The following is a 24,309-nucleotide window of genomic DNA, read 5'->3' as shown; positions in this document are numbered from 1 at the left end:
ATTACCTCCATTAAAAATTTTACATTATTTCCTTCTATTATAATACCTTATTCGACAGCGATTAACAAAATCTGTTATCTCCCTCTCTCTTTTCGAGGAATTGGAAATAGATAAAGCGGGTCCAATAAATCGCGGAGACCATCTCCGAGTAGGTTGAGTCCCAGTACGGTGGCTCGTGCTTGGCGGTTTGAGTCGTTCACCCAGCGGTCCGACAACATTGCCATCGTGCATAGCGATAAAACAGCTTCCTCCTCCGCCGGATTTCGCTTTGGAGAGCGCTTCCCCGGCTTTGCTTTGCGCCTCGTTCGCGGTTCGGCCCAACCCAATTCCGATACTGGCAGAAATGTTTAAACGGTTTACGATTCTCTCTAGGAGGGGGAAGCGAGTAAACATGCTTGTCGTCCGTTCGATAACACCCCGAGTCGTAACGAAGATGACTTCATTACGATCCGGCCAATTCATCAAGGCTTGGATTTCTTCCCCATAATCAATCAAAATTTCCTGGATCGCTATTTTCTTTCGCTGGAGCTCATATTCGGATGAATGCCATTTTTTCACGATGTTCTCGATATTAATGATGCCGATTGCGATTTGGGTATCGTTTAACTGAAGGTTTTTTCCTTCGATCTGCGCCCGATACAAGCCATCTTGGATCGTAGACTTGGTGGGGGTAACACGATAACAGGGGATTCCTAATCTTCGAAGCTCCCAATAAACAGATGCTACGCATGTAAAAATCGCGTCTACCTTTTTACTTGTCCATAATTCGTAATGAAACTGAAGAATATCGTCTGCGCTCTGGTCTAATCGATATTCCATCGTGTACATGCGATCTACTGGTATAGACAGCTCATCCAGTCTTTGCTCAACCTCTTGTAAAGACAAAACATCGATACTAAAGCGCAAGCTGCTCTCTTTCAATAAAGTCCCGCTCTCTCGCAACAACTGAAAGAACACCCGATAGAGACTCGTGCCATTGTAAGGCAGGTAAACCATCGGCTTTGGAGCATCAACATGTTCACGGGCGATTTGGTATGGAATAGGACCGGCAAATAAAAAAACATCAACCTCTTCCTTGCAGGAAAGCACGAGTTGTTTGACATCCTGCACATCCTTGTAGCCGAGGAGGCGCAACGTCAAGGCTGGAAATGTTGCTGCCATACGCAAAACCTCATCAAGCAAATCGTAAGGACCTATAACTGCGACTTTGATTTCCATCGCTCCCTACCACTTCCTCTCCGAATTTTTACTGCCAACATAAAATTAATTTAATTTTTTAAAAATTCTTTCTATTATCATACAATCGGCCATTCTTACATGCAATTTCCGTTAATAGTCCTTTTATCCCCTTTTTCTATAAGAAAAACCATCAAGTTCCTTTTGGTTTGAGTCAACATAGTGGAGGAGAAGAAAAAGCACAGTTCTCTTCGACTCTGACACGCCAGCAGGGGTGAATCACTGGCCGTCTCCACTTCAAAAAGGGGACCGTCGAGCCAAAGCCACCCTACGGGCGGAAGTTTCTCAAGGAAGAAGTGTTCGACAAGCGTGTCCCCTTTTTGAAATTCCGACTGGGTAGGCCTGTCAAGGTCTACGAGCCCTGTGCTTTTTCTTCTCACCAGCTTTGTACCACAACTTATAAATTCCTATTTACTGAAAAAACGTGCAAAGAACCACTCCGTCTTTCGGAATGATTCTCTACACGTCTCCTCGATTAAAAAGTTCTATTGTTTTGGGCTAACACGCGCCAACAAATCCACGATGTGCACAGCCTCCATCTTGCCATCCAGCCCAGCTCGATGAATGCCCGCTTTCATTTGCAACAGGCAACCTGGATTCGAGGTCACCAGAATATCGGCTTGTGTGGCGGCTACATGCCCCATTTTTTCATCCAAGAGGTTACCGGCCATCTCAGGCTGCACCAGATTGTAAATGCCAGCAGAGCCGCAACAGCGATCTCCCTCGCGAAGCTGTACGTATGTGGCTCCCGGAATGGCTTGCAGCAGGCTCACTGGCTCTTTTGTCACCTTCATCCCGTTGCGCAGGTGACAGGAGGATTGATAGGTGATCCGTTGCGGCAATGACTGCCATGCTTTCGGCTCGACGAGGAGTGCAAGCACCTCGCTAATATCCTTCACGCGCGAGGCGAACCATTGTGCCTTCTCCTGCCACTCGGCATCTTCTGCCAGCAAATGGTCGTATTCTTGCAGCATCGCCCCGCAACCACCTGCGTTGGATATGATGATATCCACGTCAGCCTTGTGAAAAGCAGCCACATTTTTTCGCGCCAGATTGCGAGCCTGTTCACGCTCACCGCTATGTGCATGGAGAGCACCGCAGCACACCTGGTCAGGAGCAATGATTACCTCACAGCCTGCCTCACTCAGAAGCCGCACCGTGTTGCGATTCGTCTCATTGAACAGGACATCCATGATGCAGCCGTGAAACATTCCCACGCGATACTTGCGCTCGCCCACAGCTGGAATAACCGTGCCGCCGAAAAAGTCCACGATACCTTTTCCAGATGCTTCAGGCATGATCGCTTCCATTTCCCGCATTTGCTTTGGCAGGATGGATAGCATCCCCAGCTTGCGAACGGCTTTTTGCACACCTGAGCGCTGATAGAAGCGCATAAGTCCTCCGAGCTGGTACATGCGCTTCTGATGAGGAAACAGGTGGAAAAACGCGAGCTTGCGGACGGCTTTGATCCACCATGGATGCTCCTGCACCTCTTCGATCGCTTCTCTCGTCTGCTCGATCAGCTGACCGTACGGCACACCTGCTGGGCATACCGGCTCACACGCACGGCAGCCTAGACACAGATTCATTTGATCGACGAAATCTTTGTCCGGCTCCATGACACCGTCTGCTACTGCTTTCATCAATGCGATGCGACCTCGTGGAGAAGCTGCCTCATAACCTGTTTCCCGAAAGGTCGGACAGGCTGGCTGGCAGAAGCCACAGCGCATGCAATTGGACAGTTCATCGTAATCGAGTTTATTTACCAAGGCTTCTTTAAGCACGCTGGACCACCACTCTGTTCCGGGACTGTTTGGCAAACATCTTGTCAGGGTTCAGTAGATTGTGGGGATCGAAAGCGTGCTTGATGCCTTTCATGATCTCCATGCCTGCTGCTCCTACTTTCCACTCCAAATACGGTGCCTTGACGATCCCCACGCCATGCTCTCCCGTAATCGTTCCGCCCAAATCGATTGCCGCCGTGAAAATTTCCTCGAAGGCATGCTCGACACGCTCGATCTCTTCCGTGTTGCGGGCGTCTGTCATACAGGTCGGATGCAAATTGCCGTCACCTGCATGGCCAAATGTGCAAATTTGCAGCCCGTATCGCTCTGTAATCTCTTGGATCGCGGCTACCATCGGCGCAATCGCAGCACGAGGAACTGTTGCGTCCTCCAAAATGGTCGTCGGACGCATCCGTGACAAAGCGGCGAGCGCACTGCGTCTGGCAGTCATCACCTCATCCGCTTCCTCGACTGTCGTCGCTACTTTGATTTGGACGGCATCATTCTTCTGGCAAATCGCAGCGATCTGCTCCATGTCCCTATCAACCGTCTGTGGTTCTCCGTCCTGTCCTATTAGTAGAATCGCCGCAACATCGGTAGGGAGTCCGATCTGTTTGAAATCCTCCACGACACGGATCGTGCCCTGATCGAGAAACTCAAGCGTCCCAGGGATGATACGATTGGCAATAATATCGGAAACAGACCTCGCAGCCTGTGCCATATCTGCGAACATCGCCAGCATGACTCGCTGTGTCTGTGGCTTCGGAATCAGCTTGAGAATGGCCTCCGTAATGATCGCCAATGTCCCCTCGCTGCCGACCAAGAGCTTGGTCAGATCATAGCCCGCCACATCCTTCATCAGCTTGCCCCCTGTACGAATGACCTCTCCGTTCGGCAACACAGCTTCGAGACCCAGCACGTAGTCCTTGGTCGTTCCGTACTTCAACCCGCGCAGTCCACCCGAATTAAGCGCAATATTCCCGCCAATCGTGGAGATGACCATGCTGCCTGGATCCGGTGGGTAAAACAAACCGAGTGCCTCTACCGCCTGATGGATGTCGACCGTTCGGACTCCCGGCTGCACCGTTATCGTCAAATTTTGTTCGTCGATCTCTAAAATCTGATTCATCCGGCTCAACACCAACACAATCCCGCCGCCGACTGGTATCGTTCCGCCGCATAGATTGGAGCCTGCTCCACGCGTCACAATCGGGATGTGGTGTCGTGCTGCAACTCGCATGACCTGTTGGACTTCGGCTGTGCTCTTCGGCATGACGACCACATCCGGCAATGCTTGCTGCATCGGTGTCGCGTCATACGAATAGGCGACTAATGCTTCCTGTTTGTCGAGACAGTTTTTCTCTCCGACGATGGCGCGTAGCTCTTCGCGAATGGATTCTGGCAACATGGAATCTCTCCATCCTTTCCCAAAAACTTAGTCCACCTGCTGAATGGCTTCCCTGATTCTTCCATTGGTAACATTCAACAGACGAGTGGCCTCTTCCCTGCTCGATCCGGTCAGCTTCATGATAATAGCTGTCTTCGCATCTCCGTCCGCCTGATCAGCCAGTTGCTCCGCTTCCTCGTAACTCGCTCCGGTCACTTCCATGATGATCCGCTTTACTCGTTCCTTCAGCTTGAGGTTTGTCGCCTGCACGCTGACCATCAGATTTCCGTACACTTTGCCCAAGCGAATCATCGTCGCTGTCGTCAGCATGTTCAGCACCAGCTTTTGGGCTGTTCCTGCCTTGAGCCTCGTTGATCCCGTCAATACTTCTGGTCCTACGACAACATTGATGGCTACATCTGCACCCTCATTGATGAAAGACGGCTTGTTGCAAGAAACAGCAATCGTCTTGGCTTCGATCTTCTGTGCCTCCGCCAAAACACCGAGGACGTACGGTGTCCGGCCACTGGCAGCAATGCCTACGACCACATCGTTTTTGGTGACACCGTATTTATGAATATCTTCTTGACCTAGCTCAAAGGAATCCTCTGCTCCTTCTACCGCGCGTACCAATGCGGATGGTCCGCCTGCAATCACACCCTGAACGAGCTCAGGCTGGGTACCAAAGGTCGGCGGGCATTCGGACGCATCCAGTATCCCTAAGCGTCCACTCGTTCCAGCACCAAAGTAAAACAGTCTTCCGCCCTTCTCCAATGCGTGTGTGATGACTTCTACCGCATCGGATACTTGATCGAGGACACGCTCTACTGCATAAGGAACCTTCTTGTCCTCATCGTTCATCATTTGTACGATTCCGCGGGCACTCAGTTGATCCAACTCACTGCTGCTCTCGTTTTTTCCTTCGGTCGTCAATGCTTGCAAGTTCTCCAGATTCATGCTCTATCGAACCTCCTTTTCAATCTTACTGCCCCATGCTCACTTCATGACTAATCCAGATGGCAAGTGACAAAGTGTCCTGCTGATACCTCGCTAGCCACAGGAGCAACCGTTTTGCAAATGTCCATACAGTGGCGGCAACGCGGATGGAATGTGCAGCCAGACGGCGGATTCGCCGGACTAGGCAGGTCTCCCTCCAAAATGATCCGCTGGGTCGTCATGTGGGGATTCGGTACAGGCACTGCCGATAACAGCGCTTGTGTATAGGGGTGTGTTGGTTTCTCGTACAACGATTGCTTATCCGCTACCTCCACCACTTTTCCCAGGTACATAACTGCTACCCGATCAGAAATATGGCGCACAACACTCAAATCATGCGAGATAAACAAATACGTCAGGTTGAATTCCTTTTGCAAATCTTGCATCAGGTTCAAAATTTGCGCCTGAATCGACACGTCCAGTGCAGACACAGGCTCATCGGCCACAATCAGCTTCGGGCGCAAAATCAATGCCCGCGCGATGCCAATCCGCTGGCGCTGACCACCGGAAAACTCATGCGGAAAGCGATCCAACTGCTGCTTGGAGAGGCCGACGATCTGGATCATCTCCTCGACTTGCTTACGGCGTTCTGCTGAATTGCCTATGCCGTGGATGATGAGTGGGTCCTCCAAAAGCTGTCCGATTGTTTTGCGCGGGTTTAGCGAGGCAAACGGGTCCTGAAACACGAGCTGCATGTTGCGTCTTGTCCGGCGCAGCTCTGATTCATTGAGCTTGCGGATATCCTGTCCTTCAAAAAAGATTTCTCCATCAGTCGGCTCAATCAAGCGCAGGATGCAGCGTCCTGTCGTGGACTTCCCGCAGCCCGATTCTCCTACGATACTGACGGTTTCGCCCGGATAGACAGTCAGGTTGACCCCATCGACGGCACGGACGACTTTCTCCTTGCTGAAGAATCCTTGTTTGCTCGTGAAATGCTTGGTCAATGATTTGACTTCCAGCAGTGGTTGCCTCATTGCACGTCCTCCTCGCGATACAGCCAGCAGCGGCACTTTTGGTTGTCTGCAACAGGCATAAGCTCTGGATTTTTCTCGCGGCAAATATCCATGACCTGCGAGCAGCGCGGTGCAAAACGACATCCCACAGGCATTTCGCTCAAAAGCGGCACCGAGCCCGGAATCGCATCCAATCGCTCTTGATTGATACTGACAGAAGGCATCGATTTCAAAAGCCCTCTTGTATACGGATGCTTCGGCTCGTCAAACAGCTGCCCTACATTGGCTTCCTCTACGATTTGACCTGCATACATGACGATGACGCGATGACACATCTCCGCCACGACTCCCAGATCATGTGTGATAAGCAGGATGGAAGTGCCTTGCTCTTGCCGGACTTTTTTCATGAGTTCCAATATTTGTGCCTGAATCGTCACGTCCAAAGCCGTCGTCGGTTCGTCGGCAATCAAGAGCTTGGGCGCACAAGACATCGCCATCGCGATCATCACACGTTGACGCATCCCGCCTGACAATTGGTGCGGATAATCGGAAATAATTTCATCTGCACGTGGAATCCCGACTTCTTTCAACAGCTCGATCGTCCGCTCTCTGGCTTCCTGCTTAGACAGTCCGAGATGCCGACGAAGCGGCTCACTGATTTGTTTGCCGATCGAATGCAACGGGTTGAGCGAAGTCATCGGCTCCTGAAAAATCATCGCGATCTGGTTGCCGCGAATCGTCTGCATTTGTTTATCCGTGAGTGAGAGCAGCTCCTTTTCTTGAAAACGGATGCTCCCGGTCATCTCCACATTCCGTCCCAAAAGCTGCATGATGGACATGCTGGTCACACTTTTGCCGCATCCGGATTCACCAACCACACCGACGGTTTCACCAGGCTCTACAGAGAGACTGACACCCTCGATCACGGTCAGCTTTTTGCCTGCTTGGATAAAAGAAGTTCGCAAATCATCAATCGTAAGCATTGCTGCCATGAGGACTCCCCCTTTTCATCAGGATGTGCGGTCAGGTTTGATGACCGAAAAAAGTCTGTTATGGTGAGCGGTCCGCCACGATCCGATCAACGGGCTCGCGACTGGATGCACGCGGTTAGTCATTGTAATCAGTGTCACGTCTCTCGCCGGGTCCGACCAGATCGACGTTCCTGTAAAGCCGGTATGCCCAAAGGCGCGTTCCGAAACAAGGTCTCCCCCACTACAGCCCGCAGCAAGCTGTTCCAACGAGCCGCCTGTCGGGGAAATGATCCACCCCAATCCTCTGCGATGAATCGAATGGTCTGTGAGCGAACGAGTAGCCAAGGCACACAACGTCGTATCAAGCAGCACGGGAGCCTTCCCACTCGTCCAAATGTGCATGTAGCGCTCTGTATCAGCCAAGGTGGAAAAAAGTCCGGCGTGCCCGCTGACACCTCTGAGGCCATAGTTGGCGTTGCAATCGTGAACCGTGCCACTAATAACGCCTTCTCGCCAACCGTATCCTGTCAGAGCTTGCTGCCATTCCAGCGCCAACGGATTTCTGGCTTCTGCCAGCTCCGATAAATAAGTCACAGCCATATCTTGTTCAAAGGAATTGCCCTTCTCCGTAGCAGCAATGTCCAGTCCTTGCAGACTTGTTTGTTCCAGCGGCAAATAGCTCGTATGAATCATCCCGCTCGGTTGAAAAATCAGTCGCTTCGCCAGCGCGTCTAGCTTTTCGTCCCAGATGCGCTCCAGTAAAAAGCCCAACAGCATGAATCCCAAATCGCTGTACACAACATTACGTCCCGGGGCATCCAGCATCGACTCGTTTGCGATTAGCCGCAAATAGTCCTCCCGATTTTTCCCGAGCAAAAAGTACGGACGCCATGCAGGAAGTCCCGATGTATGTGTGAGCAAGTGAATGATTTTGATCTGCCCTTTGCGTTCCTGATCGTGGGCGCTCGCCAATTCAGGCAGATAGGTCGTCACGGAGTCAGTCAACGAGAGCTTGCCTTCCTGCACACTAATGAGGATGAGCGGCAAGGCCACCATCACCTTGGTCAAGGAGGCCATATCGTACAGCGTTTGACTATGGACTGGCCTTCCATCGTGTACATAGCTTGTTTTTCCCGTGCAAACTGTCACAGCAGGTGCGCCGTTTCGCAGCAAGCTGACTGCCCCTCCCGGAAAAATACCCTGACGAATCCCTTGCGTTAGACTGAACTCCATTGTTTCTCTGATCTCTTGCACGTTCATTCGTTCCCACCTCTGCCTATCGTTCCTATTTCCCACGATGACGCGGGTCGAGAATATCACGGACGGCATCCCCAAACATGTTGCAAGCGAGAATCGTCACCGTCATGGCAATACATGGCCAGATGATCATGCCCGGAGCCAGCTCCATGTAGCGGCGCGCCTCTGAAATCATCCCGCCCCATGAAGGATCTGGCGGCTGAATCCCCAATCCCAAAAAGCTGAGGGCTGATTCGGTCAGGATCGCACCTGAAATCGCCAAAGAGGATTGAACCAGCAGCGGAGCCGTTACATTCGGAAAAATTTCCTGAAACAAGATACGCGGCGTACTCGCACCGATGGCACGGGCGCTTTCTACGTACTCTAGATTTTTAATGGAGAGAACAGCTCCCCGCACCGTCCGGGTGAAGATCGGAATGTTCACGATCCCGATAGCCATGATCGTGTTGAAGGTTCCCGGCCCTAATGCGGCGACGATCGCCAGCGCCAACAAAATTTCCGGAAAAGCAAACAGAACGTCCATGCACCGCATGATAAAACCGTCAATCCAGCGCCCGAAGTAGCCAGCAACCAAGCCAAACAACGTACCGAAAACGACGCTAACCAGAACGGCAGAAAGCCCAACCACCAGCGATACGCGCGCACCGTAGATGATGCGGCTCAAAATATCACGACCAAACTGGTCCGTACCTAGCAAAAACTCACCCGAGCTGCCTTCCATCCGATGATCCTGAAACATTTGTGTCGGGTCATGCGGAGCCAACACCGGAGCCAGCACTGCCGTCAAACAGAGCAACGCCAGCAAAATGGAGCAGAAGACGGCTGTCTTATTCGCCAAAAAACGCTTTCGAAATGTGCTCATGTCGCATTCCCCTTATCAATACTTGATACGCGGATCAATCCAGGTATAGATCAGGTCGATGAGCAGATTGACCAGGACAAACACCAGAGCGACGAACAAAACGCCTCCCTGTACAACCGGATAATCTCGCTGATAAATTCCCTCCAGAATGTACTGGCCCAAACCAGGAATCGAGAACAGCTGCTCGACGATAACAGACCCGCCCAAAAGGTATCCGATCTGCATTCCTGCGATCGTGACGATCGGAATCGAAGAGTTGCGGAACGCATGGCCCATGACGATTGTCCATTTACTGTTACCTTTAGCTCGCGCTGTCCGAATAAAATCTTTGTCCATGGTTTCCAAAAACGCAGAACGGGTCATCCGCATCACACCAGCAGCCACCACAATCCCCATCGTTGTCGCAGGCAGAATGAATACCTTGAACGCCTCTATCGGATTTTCCCAGAAGTTCACCACATCAATGGGCGGGAACCAGTTGAAATAAAGCGAAAATCCGAGCAAGAGCAGGGTCCCTATGGCAAAGTTCGGAACAGAAATACCTAGTAGCGTAAACACACGAACCACGATGTCTGTCTTGGAATGAGCTCGAATGGCCGAGAGAATCCCGAACGGAATCGCGAGCACCCACCCAATCAGAACGCCAAATACAGTCAGTTGCATGGTGATGGCAAAACGCTTGAGAATTTGCGGAAAAATCTCTTCTCCTGTGTGGACTGATACGCCAAAATTCCCTTGCAGGATTCCTGATATCCAATGCAGGTACTGGTTAATCAACGGCTGATCCAGTCCCATGCTTTTATTCAACGCCGCAATTGCTTCCGGTGTGGCACTCGTTCCCAGCATGATGGAAGCTGGATCGCCCGGCACCAGATGCAGGATCGTGAAGATCAATACGGATATGCCAAACAGGATGGGAATCAGGCTGGCGACACGTTTGATTAGATAAGATCCCACGAGTTTCCCTCCATATTTAGAAACTTGGCTCCGCCTAACCTCTGGCGGAGCCTTCATCACACGTATGCTACCTTACTTGATCGAAGTTTTGATCAGCGAGTATACTTCGCCCGCTGCGGACGGTGTGAAATCGATGTTGTCACGAACCGCGTAGTAGTTTTTCGGAGATGCCAGGAACAGGTTTGGTGCATCTGCTACCAGCATGGTTTGTGCTTCGTCATACAGCTTTTTACGTTCTGCTTGATCGATAGTCGTCAGTGCTTTTTGGACCAGCTCATCGTAGGCAGGGTTGGAGTAGTTCCACACGTTAGCAGAACCAGTTGTCGAGAAGAAGAAGCGCATGGAACGGTCAGCATCAACACCAGACGTGTTGCGACCTACCATCAAGTTCATGTCCTTGGATTTCCACGTATCGATGTAGTTACCCCACTCGAGCTGGTTGATTTTCGCGTTGATGCCGATTGCTTTGAGCTGTTGTTGAATCACTTGTGCGGTTTCTACCATGTCTGGATAAGTCGCCGCTGTTTCGATCTGTGTCTCGAAACCGTTCGGGTAGCCCGCTTCCGTCAGCAATTGCTTCGCTTTTTCTACATCTGTTTTGTAGGTCGGGTAAGTAGCAGGGTCCAAAGCCGAGTTGGTCAATGCAGGTGCGATCGGACCAGTCAGAGTCGCTTCGCCTTTCCAAACAGTCTGGATAATTTGGTTGCGGTCAACGGCATAGCTGATCGCTTCGCGCACTTTGGGATTGTCAAAAGGCTTTTTGTTTACATTAATGCCCAGGTAGCTGTACTCCAGGGATTGGTAGTTCTTGATCTGTACGCTTGGCTTGCCTTCTAAGAGCTTCGCAGAATCAGCAGACACCATACTGATGTCGACTTTACCGGCGCGAATCGCAGCGAGACGCTCAGCCTCGTCCTTCATGATTTGGAACTTGATGGACTCTACCTTTGGCAGTTCTTTATTGAAGTAATCCGCATTTTTCTTCAGCAGGACATATTGTCCCGACTCACTTTTCTCCATTTTAAATGGTCCGGTACCGATTGCTTCCTTGGTCAGGTCAGTGGAGCCTGCTGGCACGATGGAAGCATAGGCACTTGCTGTATTGGCAACGAACGAGGCATCCGCGTTTTTCAGCTTGAAGACAACCGTCGAGGGATCTTTCACTTCAATCGCTTCTACGCTGGAAAAATACGATTTCGCGATCGAACCTGTGTCTGGATTCATGATTCGCTCAAAGCTGAATTTTACGTCTTCTGCCGTCATGTCTTTGCCATTGTGGAATTTGACGCCTTTTTGCAGAAACATAGTGACCGTTTTGCCGTCTGGCGCAATCTCCCATTTCTCTGCTAGGTTCGGTACGATGTTCATGTTCTCGTCCAGCTTGGTCAGGCTATCGTAAATGAGCGCATAGACCCGCAAACTGGATGCCGCTGGAACCTTGTGCGGGTCATAGCCCACTGGCTCTTGCTCGGCTGCCACGATCAGTTCTGTTTTTGCTTGTCCTTCCGCTGACTTGCCTTGCTCTGTGGGTGCTGTTCCTCCACCAGAACAAGCGGAAAGCACGAGAGACAATGATAGGAAAAAGCCTGCCAATACTCGTTTTTTCACGATGGTACCCCCTCTGTTGGTCTCATGTTAGAAGCATATATTTCCTAACGGTACGGCCCTCTTCGCCCCTGTTACAGATGGCACATTGGACGGTCGTCCCATTAGTGTCTCATGACCCAAAATGGCAAAAGCGACTGCTTCCTTCGCATCGTCAGGCATCCCAAACTGCTGCGCCGTCATCACGGTCATTCCTGTTGGCAATTGACGTTGCAACATAGCGAGAAGCGTCTGGTTATGAGCGCCTCCACCCGAGACGATCACTTCCTCCACTTTGGTTGTTGGTAATACGAAACGTTTATAAGCGTCCGTGATTGTCGTAGCTGTCAATGCGGTCACGGTTGCTAACAAATCGGCGTGACTGATGCCGAGCTTTTCTGCCTCACTGAACTGCTCTTGGGCAAAAGCTTTGCCGTATACTTCGCGGCCTGTGCTTTTCGGCGGCTTGATCTGGTAATACGGGTCCTGTAGCCATTTTTCTAATAGTACGGAAGAGACGGTACCACCTGCGGCCAGCTTGCCACCCTCGTCATACCTCATCTGTCCGTTGGTCATGAGCTGGACGATTTGATCCATGATCATATTGCCAGGGCCTGTATCAAAAGCGACCACTTGATCGATAGTTGCTCTTGTAGGAAGTAATGTGACATTGGCGATGCCACCAATATTTTGCAGTAGTCTGCCTTTTTCCTGATGGCGGAACAAAATATAGTCCGCATACGGAACAAGCGGTGCTCCTTCTCCATCAGCAGCCAAGTCTCGAGCGCGGAAGTTTCCCACTACTGGGATACCCGTACGTTCTGCCAGTGTGGACAGCTCGCCGATTTGCAAGGACGCCCTGACCTCTGTCATTCCTTGTGGTCCAGGAAATGGCGTGCGTCCGGCGATGTGCCAAATGGTTTGTCCGTGCATACAGACTGCATCTACTTCTGTTGCCGTTACACCCGCTTTCTGAATCAATTGCTGCACCGCATAGGCATACCATTCAGATAAGCCGTAATGAACCGCCGTTAAGTGATCTACTCTCGCTGTTTCGACACTGCACAGATTCATAACCCACTCACGCAAGTCATCGGAGTAAGGCATATAAAAAAAATCGCGGAGAGTCACCTTTTCGATCTCTCCCTGTTCATCTGTGCGGATCGCTACGAGTGCGGCATCAATGCCATCCAGTGAAGTGCCCGACATGAGGCCGATGAGTACATGCTCATTTTTCGCGCGATAATCGAGCAATTTTGCAGGTTGATCCATGTCAAAAGCCCCCCATTTGGGAATCCGGAATCGTTGAAAAATTCGTTCCTGTTATCGCTTTCATTATATGTAGCAAAATTACACAAGTCAATTGATTATTAGTAAATTTTATTTCCTAAAATAAGAACTATGCATTGGCCTCGCCCAATTCAAGCTGGCACAGCACTCGCCCGTTTCCTTGAGATCAACATGGGATGTTATGGGTATGTTTTCCTATTAAAAAGTTTTATATATCAGCCAATGATTCCGTCCCAAACGCAAACAAGCCGAACCTTATTCACATAGGCTCGGCTTGTCTTCTTATTAAAAAAGTATTACGCAAACAAACTGATTAGATTCCCATCCGGGTCTTTCACAATAGCATACCGCTGGCCCCAGAACGCATCCCACGGCTCACGGTGACTCTCGTAGCCATGCGTAACGATTTTCGTGTACAAAGCATCAAGCGCCGCCGCATCCTCACACAAAAAAGCCAGCTCAATCCGATGCCCGACAGGTGCGTCCCATCCTCCATACACACCCTTGGCAATCTCAATTGTATCAAAGGCCAGACGAACACCGTCCTGCGCTACTTCCACATGCGGCTCTTCATTTGCCTCCTCGGGAATATCAAAACCGAGCACTCGATAAAAATCCAACGCTTTTTTCATGTCCTGTACGACAATCCCTACCATATCAAGCTTGATTCCCACATGACTCACTCCTGTTCACTCTTGATTTCTTGCTGGACGCGCTTGGGCAGTTTTTGGAGCACTGTCTCGTACGCATGCTCAATCAGCCTTTCCCATAAGCCTTCGGGAATATCAGCATCCAAGTAGACAGAATTCCAATGGGATTTATTCATGTGATAGCCGGGCACGATTCCTTCGTAACTCTCGCGCAATTCCTCCGCACGCATCGGATCGCATTTCAAGGTGAGGATACGAACGCCTTTGGAATCGCCTCCGATCATGGCAAATATTTTGCCTCCGACATGGTAGCGATCGCATTCCCAATCCATCTGATAGTCATGGGTGGCACCGGGCTGCTTCCGACAGTATGTATCTAATGTTTGTTCATCCACATGAATTCACCATCCTTTCTTTAGGATAACGAGTCTCGCAAAAAGAAGATTGTAAAAAACGGACAACTTTTCAAGACTATCGATTCGCGCTATCTAGCGAGACGATTTTGCTTGGGGCTACGCCGTAAAAAGTGTGAAAGCTCTTGATCAAGTGCGACTGATCGTAATAGCCACATTGGAGAGCTGCATCCGTAAACGAAGTGCGCGTTCCCTTAGCCAACACTTGCAGCAGCCCTTGAAATTGAATGATTCGACCCAGTTCCTTCGGGCTCATTCCCAACTGTTGTTGAAACGTCCTACGCAAGGTTCTCTCGCTGAAATTCACTTTCTCGGCGAGCGCAGCCATGGAAAGATTTCCTCTGTATTCATATAAGTAGTACATGCTCGTCAAAAGCAACTGGTCCGCTGGATCATCCATCCACAAACGCTTGATAAGCTCCTGCTCCAACCATGCGATCCGCTCCTCCGTGTCGGAAGCTTCGAGCAAGCCTTCTATCACCTCATCCGCTTCTTTTCCCCAGATGTCTTCCAGATTGGGATGATGTCCGTTAATCATAGCGACTGGGTAGCGCAAAAAGCGAGCTGCTCCTTCAGCGTAAAACCGAATGCCGAGCAAAGATTGCGGTTCGGTTATTAGCATGTCTTCGTATGTCCGCATCAATCCCGTTAGAAATGCCGCCTTCTTTAAAGAAGTAGCTCCGAGATTGAAAATGATATCGACGCATCCATCAGGAATGACTCGGCTCATCCGCACGACTTCCCCGCCGTCGTACTCTGAGACCCAGTAGCAGGCGATATAGGTCGCCAGGCTTTTGCTGGGCATGTATTCTCGGTAACGGTACTCATTTGGGACGGTCGCTCGTTGCAGAGTCGGAGGTTGCACTGGGCGGTATTGCCGCATGATTTTCGCCATCCTTGTCCAATGATTAGAACATATATTCCCCCGCAATTTCCTAAATCCTTCTCGCTCCTTGGCATTTTTTGAAAAACGCCATTCTCAGCGAGAGTCAGCAAAAACGGTCGTGAATGTCCACCCCTACTCCCGCCTACTTCCTTGTATCAGCCTGCACATTTGGACTCGTATGTAGCGAAGTATTCTACCGTCTATATCAAACCAACGCGAACCCATATGGGAAAAGGCATTATCCGTGTCTGGAAAACGGAAGACGGGGGCTACCAATTCGTCAAGGAACGCGGAGAGCCGATGTACGCGATAACCTTGGCAGACTTGAAGCAACAGCTCGCCAGACTGTGCACCGAAAAAAATTATGTCATTCAAAAAGGGCTGGATCTGGCTGAACTCGACGGTCGCCCCTTTGATATTCGCGTCATGATGATGCGCAATGGATTAGGCAAATGGCAATATGCAGGCATGCTAGCCAAGGTAGCCGGTTCCGACAGTATTATTACCAATGTCGCTCGCGGCGGTGGATATGCCGTCACAGTCCCGCATGCCTTGAAGAAATCAGAGGCAGTCGTCCCCGACAAAATAAAAAGTGTCGTCTCGGCGTTGATTTTGCAATAGATAAAACAGGAAACCTCTCCATTATTGAGGTCAATTACGATTTTCCTTCTCACGGGCTGTTTGCCAAGCTCAAAGACAGGACCTATTATCATACAATTGAAAGACTTCACACTCAGTATAAAAACCGCGTGAAACGAAAACAGAGGAAGGCATGATCACCCTCCTCTGTTCGTATTATTCGTGTGCCAATTTTGTCTCCAGCATGGAGGTGCAGTTCGGGCAGCGTGTAGCCTTGATCGGAATCGCCGAGATGCAATGCGGGCACTCTTTGGTTGTTTCAGGTCCCTTCTCCACTTCTTGCTTGCGTTTGAAGTGGTTAAGCTGCTTGATGACGATAAAAATAGAAAAAGCGATAATGACAAAATCAATGACAGAGTTGAGGAACAAACCGTAGTTCAGCGTCGCAGCATTAGCTTTTTTTGCCTCAGCGATCGTATTATAAGGAACCCCGCTCAAATTGATGAACAAGCCGGAGAAATCCACCTTGCCCAAAAGCATCCCAATCAATGGGGTAATGATGTCATTAACGAGGGAAGTAACAATTTTACCGAACGCCCCACCGATAACCACCCCGACAGCGAGATCCATCACATTTCCTTTTAACGCAAACTCTTTAAACGCTTTTAACACAATGACGTCCTCCTTAATTCCTATTCCCCTAATACATTCTGTAAAAAATGGCTGACAAAGCGTGCATGGTCAACCTCCAGGCACACGTCCACATTCGGCGGTTGCGCTGGGTGCTCCCGTCTGTCCCCAATCGTACGGGCGTCACTTGCGCCCCCCGACGTATCTACCGCAACATGCATCGGGACTGACTTCACAAACGTCGGATCAATGACGACACCTACCGCCAATGGATCATGCAAACCGCAGCCGCGCAAATTGCCCACTGTCGCGTAGGCATTCATGTACACCTCGCACATATCCGCGAAAACATGACTCAAGCGTGTATCCTTCGCTCTCCATTCCTGCAAATGTTCGCGGGTAAGCAGCGTTTGCATCGTCACATCCAGCCCTACCAGCGTCACTGGAATACCTGACTGGAAGACATACGCTGCGGCTTCCGGATCGGCGCAAATATTCGCCTCCGCTACAGGCGTGCGATTACCCGGCACCGTTACAGCTCCTCCCATCACGACCACTCGTTTGACGAAGGACACGATTTCTGGAGCAGCCATAATCGCCCTTGCCAGATTGGTCATGCTCCCGACGGTCACGATTGTCAATTCGTGAGGATGTTCCTTTATCGCAGAGATGAGATATTGTGTGGCACACTGTGGCTGAGCCGTTGTCGATGGTTCAGGCAGGACGACATTGCCTAGCCCGTTTTCACCGTGAAACAGCCTTGCTTTTCCTGTGAGGTCGCGAACAAGCGGCTTCGATGCCCCCTGATAGACAGGAATCACAGAGGCATCCAACAGCTCTAACATCTGTAAGGTATTGCGTGTTGCTTCCTCCACTGTAATATTGCCAAAAGTCGTGGTAATCCCACACACTTCAAGAGTAGGCGAGTGAACGGCATAAGCAATCGCCAGCGCATCATCAATCCCGGTATCTACATCCAAAATGATTTTTTCCATGCGCTTATACTCCTCCCTGATCCAAAACGGTTTGCAGCCAGCGCTCTGCCTCTGCCATCTCAACCTCAACACATACGACCGTATCTGTTCCTACACTCGGTTTCGCCCGTAGATCGGCTAGAATGGCACCACGCGACAAATCACTTTTGCATTCAACCGCAAGCTTCATTTGCTCTGTCCGCATCTTTTCAGGCGAGAGAGCCGCAAGTATTGCTACCCATGCATCGAGCGCACGAGCAGAAGCGGCGAAGTGCATGTCTGACATCGTCGTTCTATCGATCAGGCCGACTGCATGTGCGAGACTTCCCAGCGTATGTACTTGCTCTTCCGTCAAACGAAACGAGCTGGTTGTATCTAATGGAACAAGCACAAGCGGTAAGCGGGCTGCCAAAACGAGCGCAGCTGCTTCCGGATCACCATGCATGTTTGTTTCGGCAATGGCCGTAACGTCTCCTGGTACACGTATGGCTCCACCCTGCACCACGATTCTCGTAAATTTACTCGCCAACAAGGGATCACTCACTACAGCCAAAGCTAGCGTCGTCAAACGGTCAAACGTCACCAGCGTCAAGTCACTTTCCTCATCCTGCGTGCTTTCTGTAAGGAGCCGTACACCTTCCGATGTGATCGTCTCTATCGTTCCCGAGAAAAGCGGTTGCTTGGCACCTGTTACGATTGGAATATCATAGTCTGGCTGTGCCAAATCAATCAGCTTGCTAGCCAAGCTTGACTGCATGTCTCTGCAAATAATTCCTGCCACTTGAACATCAGGCGACCGCAAAGCATACAGCAAGGCCAGCCCTTGACCAAATCCACCGCAAAACTCGATGATCAACCGGTGTTTTTTTGCCACAATCTCATCTCCCGCTTCTCGCTATTGCCATTTGTCAAAACCGCTTTTCCTATGCTATCCAAATCAGCAGCAACCGTCAAATACCCAAATGCTCATCTCTACGTTCTCTACTCTTGCATCGAACTAATAAGTATTTTACACTTATTCATAACTTCGACAAAAATCGCCATCACGCAAGACTAATGCGCCAAGCCATGCAAAAGGAGTATAACGGTCATGCTTTCGTTGAACCATCCAACCATGGAAGCTATTTCTCTCGTGAAAAACCAACTGATCCAAGCGATTGTGCAGCACCAAACGAAGCCTTATCTGCCTGTTTGGGGAGAACTGTTTTCGGCGTTGCGGGAAATCCAAAAGGCAGGCCAGCATTCGCAGAAAAATATACACGTCTATTCCATTGAGCCGACAGGCGACCTCTGGTATTTGTACCGGGAGAATGTATTTTCTGTCGATCTGCCTGGGATTGGCATCACGATTTCTCTTACACCGGAGCAATTCATTGATGCCTTGCTGAAAGGAAGCTTTCAACCTACTCTATCGATAACAGAGCCGTCATGAGAAACGGCTTTTTTTCATGCGTATGGAACAAAAAAAAGCCCCAAGATATCAAACCTTGGGAGAGAGTAGTACGTTGTATTCACGTGAATAACCTTATTTTATATCCGACTACCCACTCATTCCAGCTATATATTCAGGCAATTGTACCTGTTATATCCTCTTCGCAAAAATGCTGTCGAAACCTACCATTTATATAATAGCAAAAAAAAGAGGCGGCCCTTCTGCACAGATTGGGTGCCGCCATCCCGAACTTCCCCAAGTTCGTTCATATTGGAATTGTACTATGAAACGGCCTTATCGAAAAGTGTCAGGTTTTGTTTTCCTGTGAATAATTGCAAATCCCTGACGCCTGCTTAGGCAATCAGGGATTCATCTATTTGCTATCGTTGTTGAGCACATCAGCAGCTCTCGGTCCAAAAATGATATACAAATAGACGTATTGGCTGACGCTAACTCGAGGAAAGACAAACGCAACACTGGTCTTCCCCTCTTGTTGTCTGACAAAATAACGTAATTTGCTCGTTTGGATCCTTTTCACAATGCGTGTTGCTTCTCGCCATGGTACGGAAAATTGAACGCTTTTTTCCATCAGCACCAACACCTCTCACGGCTAGTATGCCCGGATTGGTAAAATTACACACTCACTCATACCGCAGTGCGTCAATCGGTTTGAGCTGCGCTGCTTTTCTCGCCGGATACACACCAAAAACGACACCAACCAATGTAGAGGTCAAAAACGCATACATGATCGGAGACAGACTAATGGAAGTCGCCATCTGTCCGAGCTTGCTGACCAAAAACGCGGCACCTACCCCTAAAGCAATACCAATAACCCCACCAATCAGGCTTAGCGTAACCGCTTCGATCAAAAACTGGCGGAGAATATCTCCCCTCTTGGCTCCAATCGCCTTGCGAATCCCGATCTCCCGTGTCCGCTCCGTGACAGATACCAGCATAATGTTCATCACGCCTATCCCGCCAACAATTAGCGAGATGGCGGCAATGCCAGATAACAATGCGGTCATCGAGCTGGATACAGACTGTGCTGTACTTAAAATGTCTGACTGAGACGTAACGCGGAAGTCATCTTCAGCTTGTGGCCGTAGTTTGTGATTGGCACGAAGTACTTGCTGAATATCTTGCTGCGCCTTCTCCATCAGTTCCGACGATGCTGCTGAGATGTAGATCGAACCCACATTCTTGTCTCCGGTCAACCTGCTCATCGCAGTGGTAATCGGAATGATGATCCGATCGTCGTTGTTTGTCATGCCTGAACTTCCCTGGCTCTGCAATACGCCGATGATCGTAAAGGGAATCCGGTTGATCTGAACGGTTTGCCCAACTGGGTTCGTACCTTTGAACAGGTTGCTGACCACCTCTGTCCCCACGACAGCCACATTGTATTGCATCTTCACTTCAAAGTTACTAAAGAACCGCCCTTGTCCTACTTCAACATTCCTCACCTGAGGGAAATCGGCTGTCGTCCCCTCGAGCGTACTGGAATAGTTATTGCTTCCCCAGACAATCTGCCCCCGCGCATTCACGCTGGGAGCCACACCCGAAATGGACTCTTTTTGCATCAGGGATTCTGCATCTGCCATCGTCAACGTATTCAGAGAACCAGCACCCAGGCTTACCCTGCCTTGTGTCGCCTGTCCGGGGGTGACAATTAGCAGGTTGCTCCCTAAACCATTGATCTGCGAAGCAACAGACGTGGAAGTCCCCTCTCCGATCGCCACCATTGCAATAACAGCAGCCACACCGATGATGATTCCCAGCATCGTGAGAACGGATCGTAAGCCATTTGCCCTGATGCTGCGAAATGAAATGCGTACACATTCAATAAAGCTCATTTGCTCTACCCTCCATCGACACTCTCCTGCGCTCTTCCACCACTTCATCCGCGATGATTTGCCCGTCACGAAACCGGACGATCCTCTTGGCATACTCCGCAATATCAGGTTCGTGTGTCACTAAAATAACCGTTTTGCCCGCATCGTTCAGCGTTTGAAAGATATCCATGATCTCTTCACTCGTCTTCGTATCCAGCGCTCCTGTCGGTTCATCTGCCAGCAGGATGACCGGATCATTGACGAGAGCTCGTGCGATCGACACGCGTTGCTGCTGCCCACCTGACAGCTCATTGGGCTTGTTGTTCAGTCGCTCTGCCAGTCCGACACTCGATAATGCCCGAATAGCTTTTTCTCTTCGTTCCCGTGCAGGCGTCCCTCCATATAAAAGAGGCAGCTCTACATTTTCAACCGCAGTCGTACGCGGCAACAGATTGAAATTTTGAAAAACAAAACCGATTTTCTGATTGCGGATGATCGCCAATTCATCGTCATGTGCTTGTGATACAGGATAGCCGTCTAAAAAAAATTCTCCCGAGGTGGGCTTATCCAGACAGCCAATTACATTCATCATGGAAGACTTGCCTGAACCGGAGGGCCCCATGATTGCCACGAAGTCCCCTTCCTCAATCGACAAGCTGACACCTCTGAGCGCATAAATCTCCTGATCTCCGATTACGTACTGTTTTTTCAGCTCTTCTATTTGAATGACCGGTTTCATCTGCCTACCGTCCCCTTATCTGGACGCCCATTCCGCCCATTCCCGGCATACCGCCGCCCATCCGATTTCCATTTTGACCAGTCGCCGATGAGGTCGGTGTATTTACGAGGATGACGACACGCTCTCCTTCTGAAAGCCCCTCCGTCACCTCTACCTGATCAGCAGTGAAGTATCCCATCTTGATCGGAACAAATTTATACGGCAGATTTGCTCTGCCCTCTCTGCCTCCACTGCGGTTATTCGCTTGCTTTGCCTCAGCCTGATTCCCTTCCGCTCCTACACTAGCTTGTTGTGCAGCAGCATCCTTTAGCACATACACGCCATCCTTGCCATTTTGCGATTGCAGCGCTTGCGCCGGTACCATGAGCACATTTTTATGAGTTCCTCGCTCGATCGCTACGTTCATTGTCATCCCGATCTTCAATTTGTTATCCTGGTTTGCCACAGACAAAAGCACATCGTAGGTGGTGACCCCAGCGTCGGTTTTCGCTTCTGGATAGATCAGCTTTACTTTCCCACGGAACGTCTCGTCGGTATAAGAGCTCGTCGTAAACGCCACAGGCAAGCCTTCCTGCACTTTCCCGACGTCACTCTGGCTAATCTGTGCCAATACCTCTAAATCTCCGCTATTCGAATTATCCATGATAATGAAATCATTGCCGGGTATTTCGCCTACATTGCCATTCACCTGGACGATCACTCCGTCCATCGGTGCTTTCAAGGTGACAGCCCGCAGTGCCTTTTGTGCCTGTTGCAGCCCCGCTTTTGCTTGTTCTACAGCTGCTTTGGCCGATAAAACGTTAGCGGCATCAGGGCCTTCATTCGCTTCCTGTAACGCTTCTTGCGCTGTTTGATACGCTGCAAGTGCCTGTTCTACCTTCACACCGGCCTGCCCCGTTGTCTGTCCGGCTGTTAATACCGCCGAGTTGTAATCGCGTTGGGCCTGATCTAACGACGACTGGGCACTGTCGAATTCACTCTTGGCAATCGCACCTGCCGCAAACAATGCCTGCTGGGAAGTGTATGTCTTCTGGGCACTCTCTAGGTTTGCTTTTGCCTTCTCCACATCATTCGTCGCTTTTTTCCCATCAATGTTTTGTTTTGCCAGCTCCCACTCGTTCTTGGCCTGATTGACTGCGGCTTGCAAAGAAGTGATTTCAGCGGGACTCTTGCGCTTTTGTGCCTCCTGTAGCTTGGCTTGCGCCGACAAAAGATTCGCTTCCGCATTGGTCACCTGGATTCTCGCTACGGAATCGTCCATCGTCGCCAGAACTTGCCCTGCCTTCACGGCATCACCAACCCCGACCTGAATGGTAGAGATCGCATCTTTGGCTTCCTCTGCATCAGAAAACGAGAGAGACGAGCGCTTGGAAGCCTGAACAGTGCCTGACGCCTGCACAACTTCTGAGATGTCTCCCCTTTTTACCATCTCGACTTGAAAAGCGGCCTGCGCCGTTTGTGGGGTAAAAAACGACTTGTAGCCGAATATACCACCTGAAACAACCACGGCTCCGACAGCCAAAACTCCAACTATCCACCTTTTCTTGTTGCTTCCTACCTTCGAAAACAATGCTTTCTTCTTCTCCATGTGAGTCACACTCAGTCCTCCTACCGTCTACTTGAATGAAGACTTGTCTTTGGTTGCGACCACTATACGGAACGAATACGTCAGGGAAAAGTCAGATGAATTCATACTGGACATAATAAAAGAGAACGATTCTCAATAAGTATTGACGATCGAATAAAGTCACCCTATAATTAGTTCGAATCTAATTGATAATGATAATCAGTATTGATTACATCTTTTCCATTTGGAGGTTATTTCCATGTATCGTGCATTCCGTTTGAGGCTATTTTTTCTCCTCCTCCTTTTAGCAGTCGTTTTACATATTTCAGGATGTGGGTCTACTTCTTCGTCAAGGGAACAAAGCGCCAATCATCAAGGTTCTGTTAAGACAGTACACACTACCAACGAACAGACAGAAAGTCAGTCTCTGCTCACTCGAACCTATAAAGATGCTTATTCGGACGTGGAGATCCCAGCCAGCCCACAAAAAATTGCCGTTCTGCTCGACTATTTCTCTGATCCGTTATTAACACTTGGAATAAAGCCTTACGCAGCCACTACTTCCTTAGTGAATGATCAGTTTTTACCCTATATCGCCAAAGAGATGGAAGGTGTAATTCCCATTGGCAGCTCGGAGTCGTTGAACATGGAGCGCCTGCTTGAGTCTGAACCCGACCTGATTATCGCTTTTGGACCTTCCCATGAAAAAGTTGCCGACCAACTGCGTAAAATTGCTCCTACGATATTCATAAGTAGTGAACTGCAAGGAGACTGGCGTCAAATGCTTCTAGAGTTCGGTAAAATCGTAGGAAAAGAGGAACTGGCACAACAAGAACTGAAGAAATATTTGGACAAGGTAGAAGCTACCAAAATAGAATTGGATAAGCGCGCGGGCGATGAAGTATTTGTCGTCATGCGTGTCATGCCAAAGGAGCTTCGAGTATATGGGGTCGACGATACTCGTATCGGGAGAATCATTCATCAGGAACTAGATCTACAAGGGGTGAAACTGGAAGGTAACAAGCCGATGATGCCGATTTCTTTTGAGGAACTGCCAGCCTTGAATCCAGACCATATCTTTTTGATGGAGAATGTAGAAAAAGAAGCAAAAAATAAATTGGCTGAAATGAAAAACTCAGCGGTATGGAAAGGACTCTCTGCCGTTCAAAAAAATCAGGTTTATATCGTGGAACAACAACTGTGGAATCGTGGAGTTACTCCGATTGGGGCCAATCACATCATTGATCAAGTCTTAGAATTTGTAAAATAACGTATCGCGGTCTTTGGGACGGCTTGTTCATTGTCCATGATGTATAAAAAAGCGACCGGA

At 49.8% G+C, this 24,309-nt stretch carries 24 protein-coding genes; 3 read left to right on the top strand and 21 right to left on the bottom strand.

Annotated features, from left to right (window positions below; all coding sequences use genetic code 11):
* Positions 1-24: 24 nt before the first annotated feature.
* The 14 genes from ACFYU8_RS15170 to ACFYU8_RS15105 all read right to left on the bottom strand — a co-directional run bounded on the left by ACFYU8_RS15170 (position 25) and on the right by ACFYU8_RS15105 (position 15,223).
* Positions 25-1,218: a transcriptional regulator gene (locus ACFYU8_RS15170; RefSeq protein ID WP_390300095.1), complete on the bottom strand. Its 1,194-nt coding sequence runs from the start codon at positions 1,216-1,218 to the stop codon at positions 25-27.
* Between the two features lie 503 nt (positions 1,219-1,721).
* Entirely contained in the window at positions 1,722-3,020 is a 1,299-nt protein-coding gene (locus tag ACFYU8_RS15165) for a (Fe-S)-binding protein (RefSeq protein ID WP_390300097.1), read from the bottom strand.
* Entirely contained in the window at positions 3,013-4,428 is a 1,416-nt protein-coding gene (locus tag ACFYU8_RS15160) for an FAD-binding oxidoreductase (protein ID WP_390300099.1), read from the bottom strand. The genes ACFYU8_RS15165 and ACFYU8_RS15160 overlap by 8 nt, the downstream gene beginning before the upstream one ends.
* A 27-nt stretch (positions 4,429-4,455) precedes the next feature.
* Positions 4,456-5,364 (bottom strand): N-acetylmuramic acid 6-phosphate etherase, encoded by a 909-nt coding sequence (gene murQ, locus ACFYU8_RS15155; protein WP_390300101.1) that lies wholly within the window; start codon positions 5,362-5,364, stop codon positions 4,456-4,458.
* A gap of 50 nt (positions 5,365-5,414) precedes the next feature.
* Positions 5,415-6,377 (bottom strand): ABC transporter ATP-binding protein, encoded by a 963-nt coding sequence (locus tag ACFYU8_RS15150; RefSeq protein WP_390300103.1) that lies wholly within the window; start codon positions 6,375-6,377, stop codon positions 5,415-5,417.
* Positions 6,374-7,348 (bottom strand): ABC transporter ATP-binding protein, encoded by a 975-nt coding sequence (locus ACFYU8_RS15145; RefSeq protein ID WP_390300105.1) that lies wholly within the window; start codon positions 7,346-7,348, stop codon positions 6,374-6,376. The genes ACFYU8_RS15150 and ACFYU8_RS15145 overlap by 4 nt, the downstream gene beginning before the upstream one ends.
* An 18-nt stretch (positions 7,349-7,366) precedes the next feature.
* Positions 7,367-8,587, bottom strand: coding sequence for a serine hydrolase domain-containing protein (locus ACFYU8_RS15140; protein ID WP_390300107.1), 1,221 nt, complete (start codon positions 8,585-8,587; stop codon positions 7,367-7,369).
* Positions 8,588-8,612: 25 nt separating this feature from the next.
* A complete protein-coding gene (locus ACFYU8_RS15135) occupies positions 8,613-9,446 on the bottom strand; it encodes an ABC transporter permease (RefSeq protein WP_390300109.1) in 834 nt (277 codons plus the stop codon).
* 15 nt (positions 9,447-9,461) lie between these two features.
* A complete protein-coding gene (locus tag ACFYU8_RS15130; RefSeq protein WP_390300111.1) occupies positions 9,462-10,403 on the bottom strand; it encodes an ABC transporter permease in 942 nt (313 codons plus the stop codon).
* 72 nt (positions 10,404-10,475) lie between these two features.
* The gene (locus ACFYU8_RS15125; protein WP_390300113.1) at positions 10,476-12,011 is read right to left on the bottom strand and encodes an ABC transporter substrate-binding protein; all 1,536 of its coding nucleotides are present in this window, start codon (positions 12,009-12,011) and stop codon (positions 10,476-10,478) included.
* 27 nt (positions 12,012-12,038) lie between these two features.
* Positions 12,039-13,259: an anhydro-N-acetylmuramic acid kinase gene (locus ACFYU8_RS15120; RefSeq protein WP_390300115.1), complete on the bottom strand. Its 1,221-nt coding sequence runs from the start codon at positions 13,257-13,259 to the stop codon at positions 12,039-12,041.
* Positions 13,260-13,573: 314 nt separating this feature from the next.
* Positions 13,574-13,951 carry a VOC family protein gene (locus ACFYU8_RS15115; protein ID WP_390300117.1) on the bottom strand — a complete coding sequence of 126 codons (378 nt, stop codon included), beginning with the start codon at positions 13,949-13,951 and terminating at the stop codon, positions 13,574-13,576.
* A gap of 5 nt (positions 13,952-13,956) precedes the next feature.
* Positions 13,957-14,322, bottom strand: a complete 366-nt coding sequence (locus ACFYU8_RS15110) for an MmcQ/YjbR family DNA-binding protein (RefSeq protein WP_390300119.1) — start codon at positions 14,320-14,322, stop codon at positions 13,957-13,959.
* A gap of 76 nt (positions 14,323-14,398) precedes the next feature.
* Positions 14,399-15,223, bottom strand: coding sequence for an AraC family transcriptional regulator (locus tag ACFYU8_RS15105; RefSeq protein WP_390300121.1), 825 nt, complete (start codon positions 15,221-15,223; stop codon positions 14,399-14,401).
* Between the two features lie 153 nt (positions 15,224-15,376).
* Here ACFYU8_RS15105 and ACFYU8_RS15100 point away from each other — a divergent pair, with 153 nt between their 5' ends.
* Entirely contained in the window at positions 15,377-15,847 is a 471-nt protein-coding gene (locus tag ACFYU8_RS15100; RefSeq protein WP_391365885.1) for a YheC/YheD family protein, read from the top strand.
* A gap of 174 nt (positions 15,848-16,021) precedes the next feature.
* Here the strand turns inward: ACFYU8_RS15100 and mscL are convergent, their stop codons facing one another.
* Genes mscL through ACFYU8_RS15085 form a run of 3 tightly spaced genes read right to left on the bottom strand, consistent with a single transcriptional unit; the run spans position 16,022 to position 18,283 of the window.
* Complete coding sequence (gene mscL / locus ACFYU8_RS15095; RefSeq protein WP_390300125.1) at positions 16,022-16,477, bottom strand: large-conductance mechanosensitive channel protein MscL; 456 nt, start codon at positions 16,475-16,477, stop codon at positions 16,022-16,024.
* A 20-nt stretch (positions 16,478-16,497) separates the two neighbouring features.
* A complete protein-coding gene (locus ACFYU8_RS15090; protein ID WP_390300127.1) occupies positions 16,498-17,430 on the bottom strand; it encodes a nucleoside hydrolase in 933 nt (310 codons plus the stop codon).
* Between the two features lie 4 nt (positions 17,431-17,434).
* Positions 17,435-18,283 carry a nucleoside hydrolase gene (locus ACFYU8_RS15085; RefSeq protein ID WP_390300129.1) on the bottom strand — a complete coding sequence of 283 codons (849 nt, stop codon included), beginning with the start codon at positions 18,281-18,283 and terminating at the stop codon, positions 17,435-17,437.
* A 216-nt stretch (positions 18,284-18,499) separates the two neighbouring features.
* Here ACFYU8_RS15085 and ACFYU8_RS15080 point away from each other — a divergent pair, with 216 nt between their 5' ends.
* Positions 18,500-18,841: a hypothetical protein gene (locus ACFYU8_RS15080; RefSeq protein ID WP_390300131.1), complete on the top strand. Its 342-nt coding sequence runs from the start codon at positions 18,500-18,502 to the stop codon at positions 18,839-18,841.
* A gap of 373 nt (positions 18,842-19,214) precedes the next feature.
* On the opposite strand, the gene ACFYU8_RS15075 is transcribed toward ACFYU8_RS15080, so the two are convergent.
* The 4 genes from ACFYU8_RS15075 to ACFYU8_RS15060 are packed head-to-tail and all read right to left on the bottom strand — an operon-like array spanning position 19,215 to position 23,009.
* Positions 19,215-19,430, bottom strand: a complete 216-nt coding sequence (locus tag ACFYU8_RS15075) for a hypothetical protein (protein WP_390300133.1) — start codon at positions 19,428-19,430, stop codon at positions 19,215-19,217.
* Positions 19,431-19,482: 52 nt separating this feature from the next.
* Positions 19,483-20,694: an ABC transporter permease gene (locus ACFYU8_RS15070; RefSeq protein WP_390300135.1), complete on the bottom strand. Its 1,212-nt coding sequence runs from the start codon at positions 20,692-20,694 to the stop codon at positions 19,483-19,485.
* Positions 20,681-21,412: an ABC transporter ATP-binding protein gene (locus ACFYU8_RS15065; RefSeq protein WP_390300137.1), complete on the bottom strand. Its 732-nt coding sequence runs from the start codon at positions 21,410-21,412 to the stop codon at positions 20,681-20,683. The genes ACFYU8_RS15070 and ACFYU8_RS15065 overlap by 14 nt, the downstream gene beginning before the upstream one ends.
* Before the next feature lie 4 nt (positions 21,413-21,416).
* On the bottom strand, positions 21,417-23,009 hold the full coding sequence (locus ACFYU8_RS15060; RefSeq protein WP_390300139.1) for an efflux RND transporter periplasmic adaptor subunit: 1,593 nt from the start codon (positions 23,007-23,009) through the stop codon (positions 21,417-21,419).
* Between the two features lie 229 nt (positions 23,010-23,238).
* Between ACFYU8_RS15060 and ACFYU8_RS15055 the strand changes: the two genes are divergently transcribed.
* On the top strand, positions 23,239-24,249 hold the full coding sequence (locus ACFYU8_RS15055) for an ABC transporter substrate-binding protein (protein ID WP_390300141.1): 1,011 nt from the start codon (positions 23,239-23,241) through the stop codon (positions 24,247-24,249).
* Positions 24,250-24,309 lie beyond the last annotated feature (60 nt).

Origin of the sequence: Brevibacillus sp. NPDC003359, assembly GCF_042878995.1 — a bacterium.
In the GTDB taxonomy this organism is placed as follows: Bacteria; Bacillota; Bacilli; order Brevibacillales; family Brevibacillaceae; genus Brevibacillus.
This window is presented reverse-complemented; position numbering and strand designations above follow the sequence as displayed.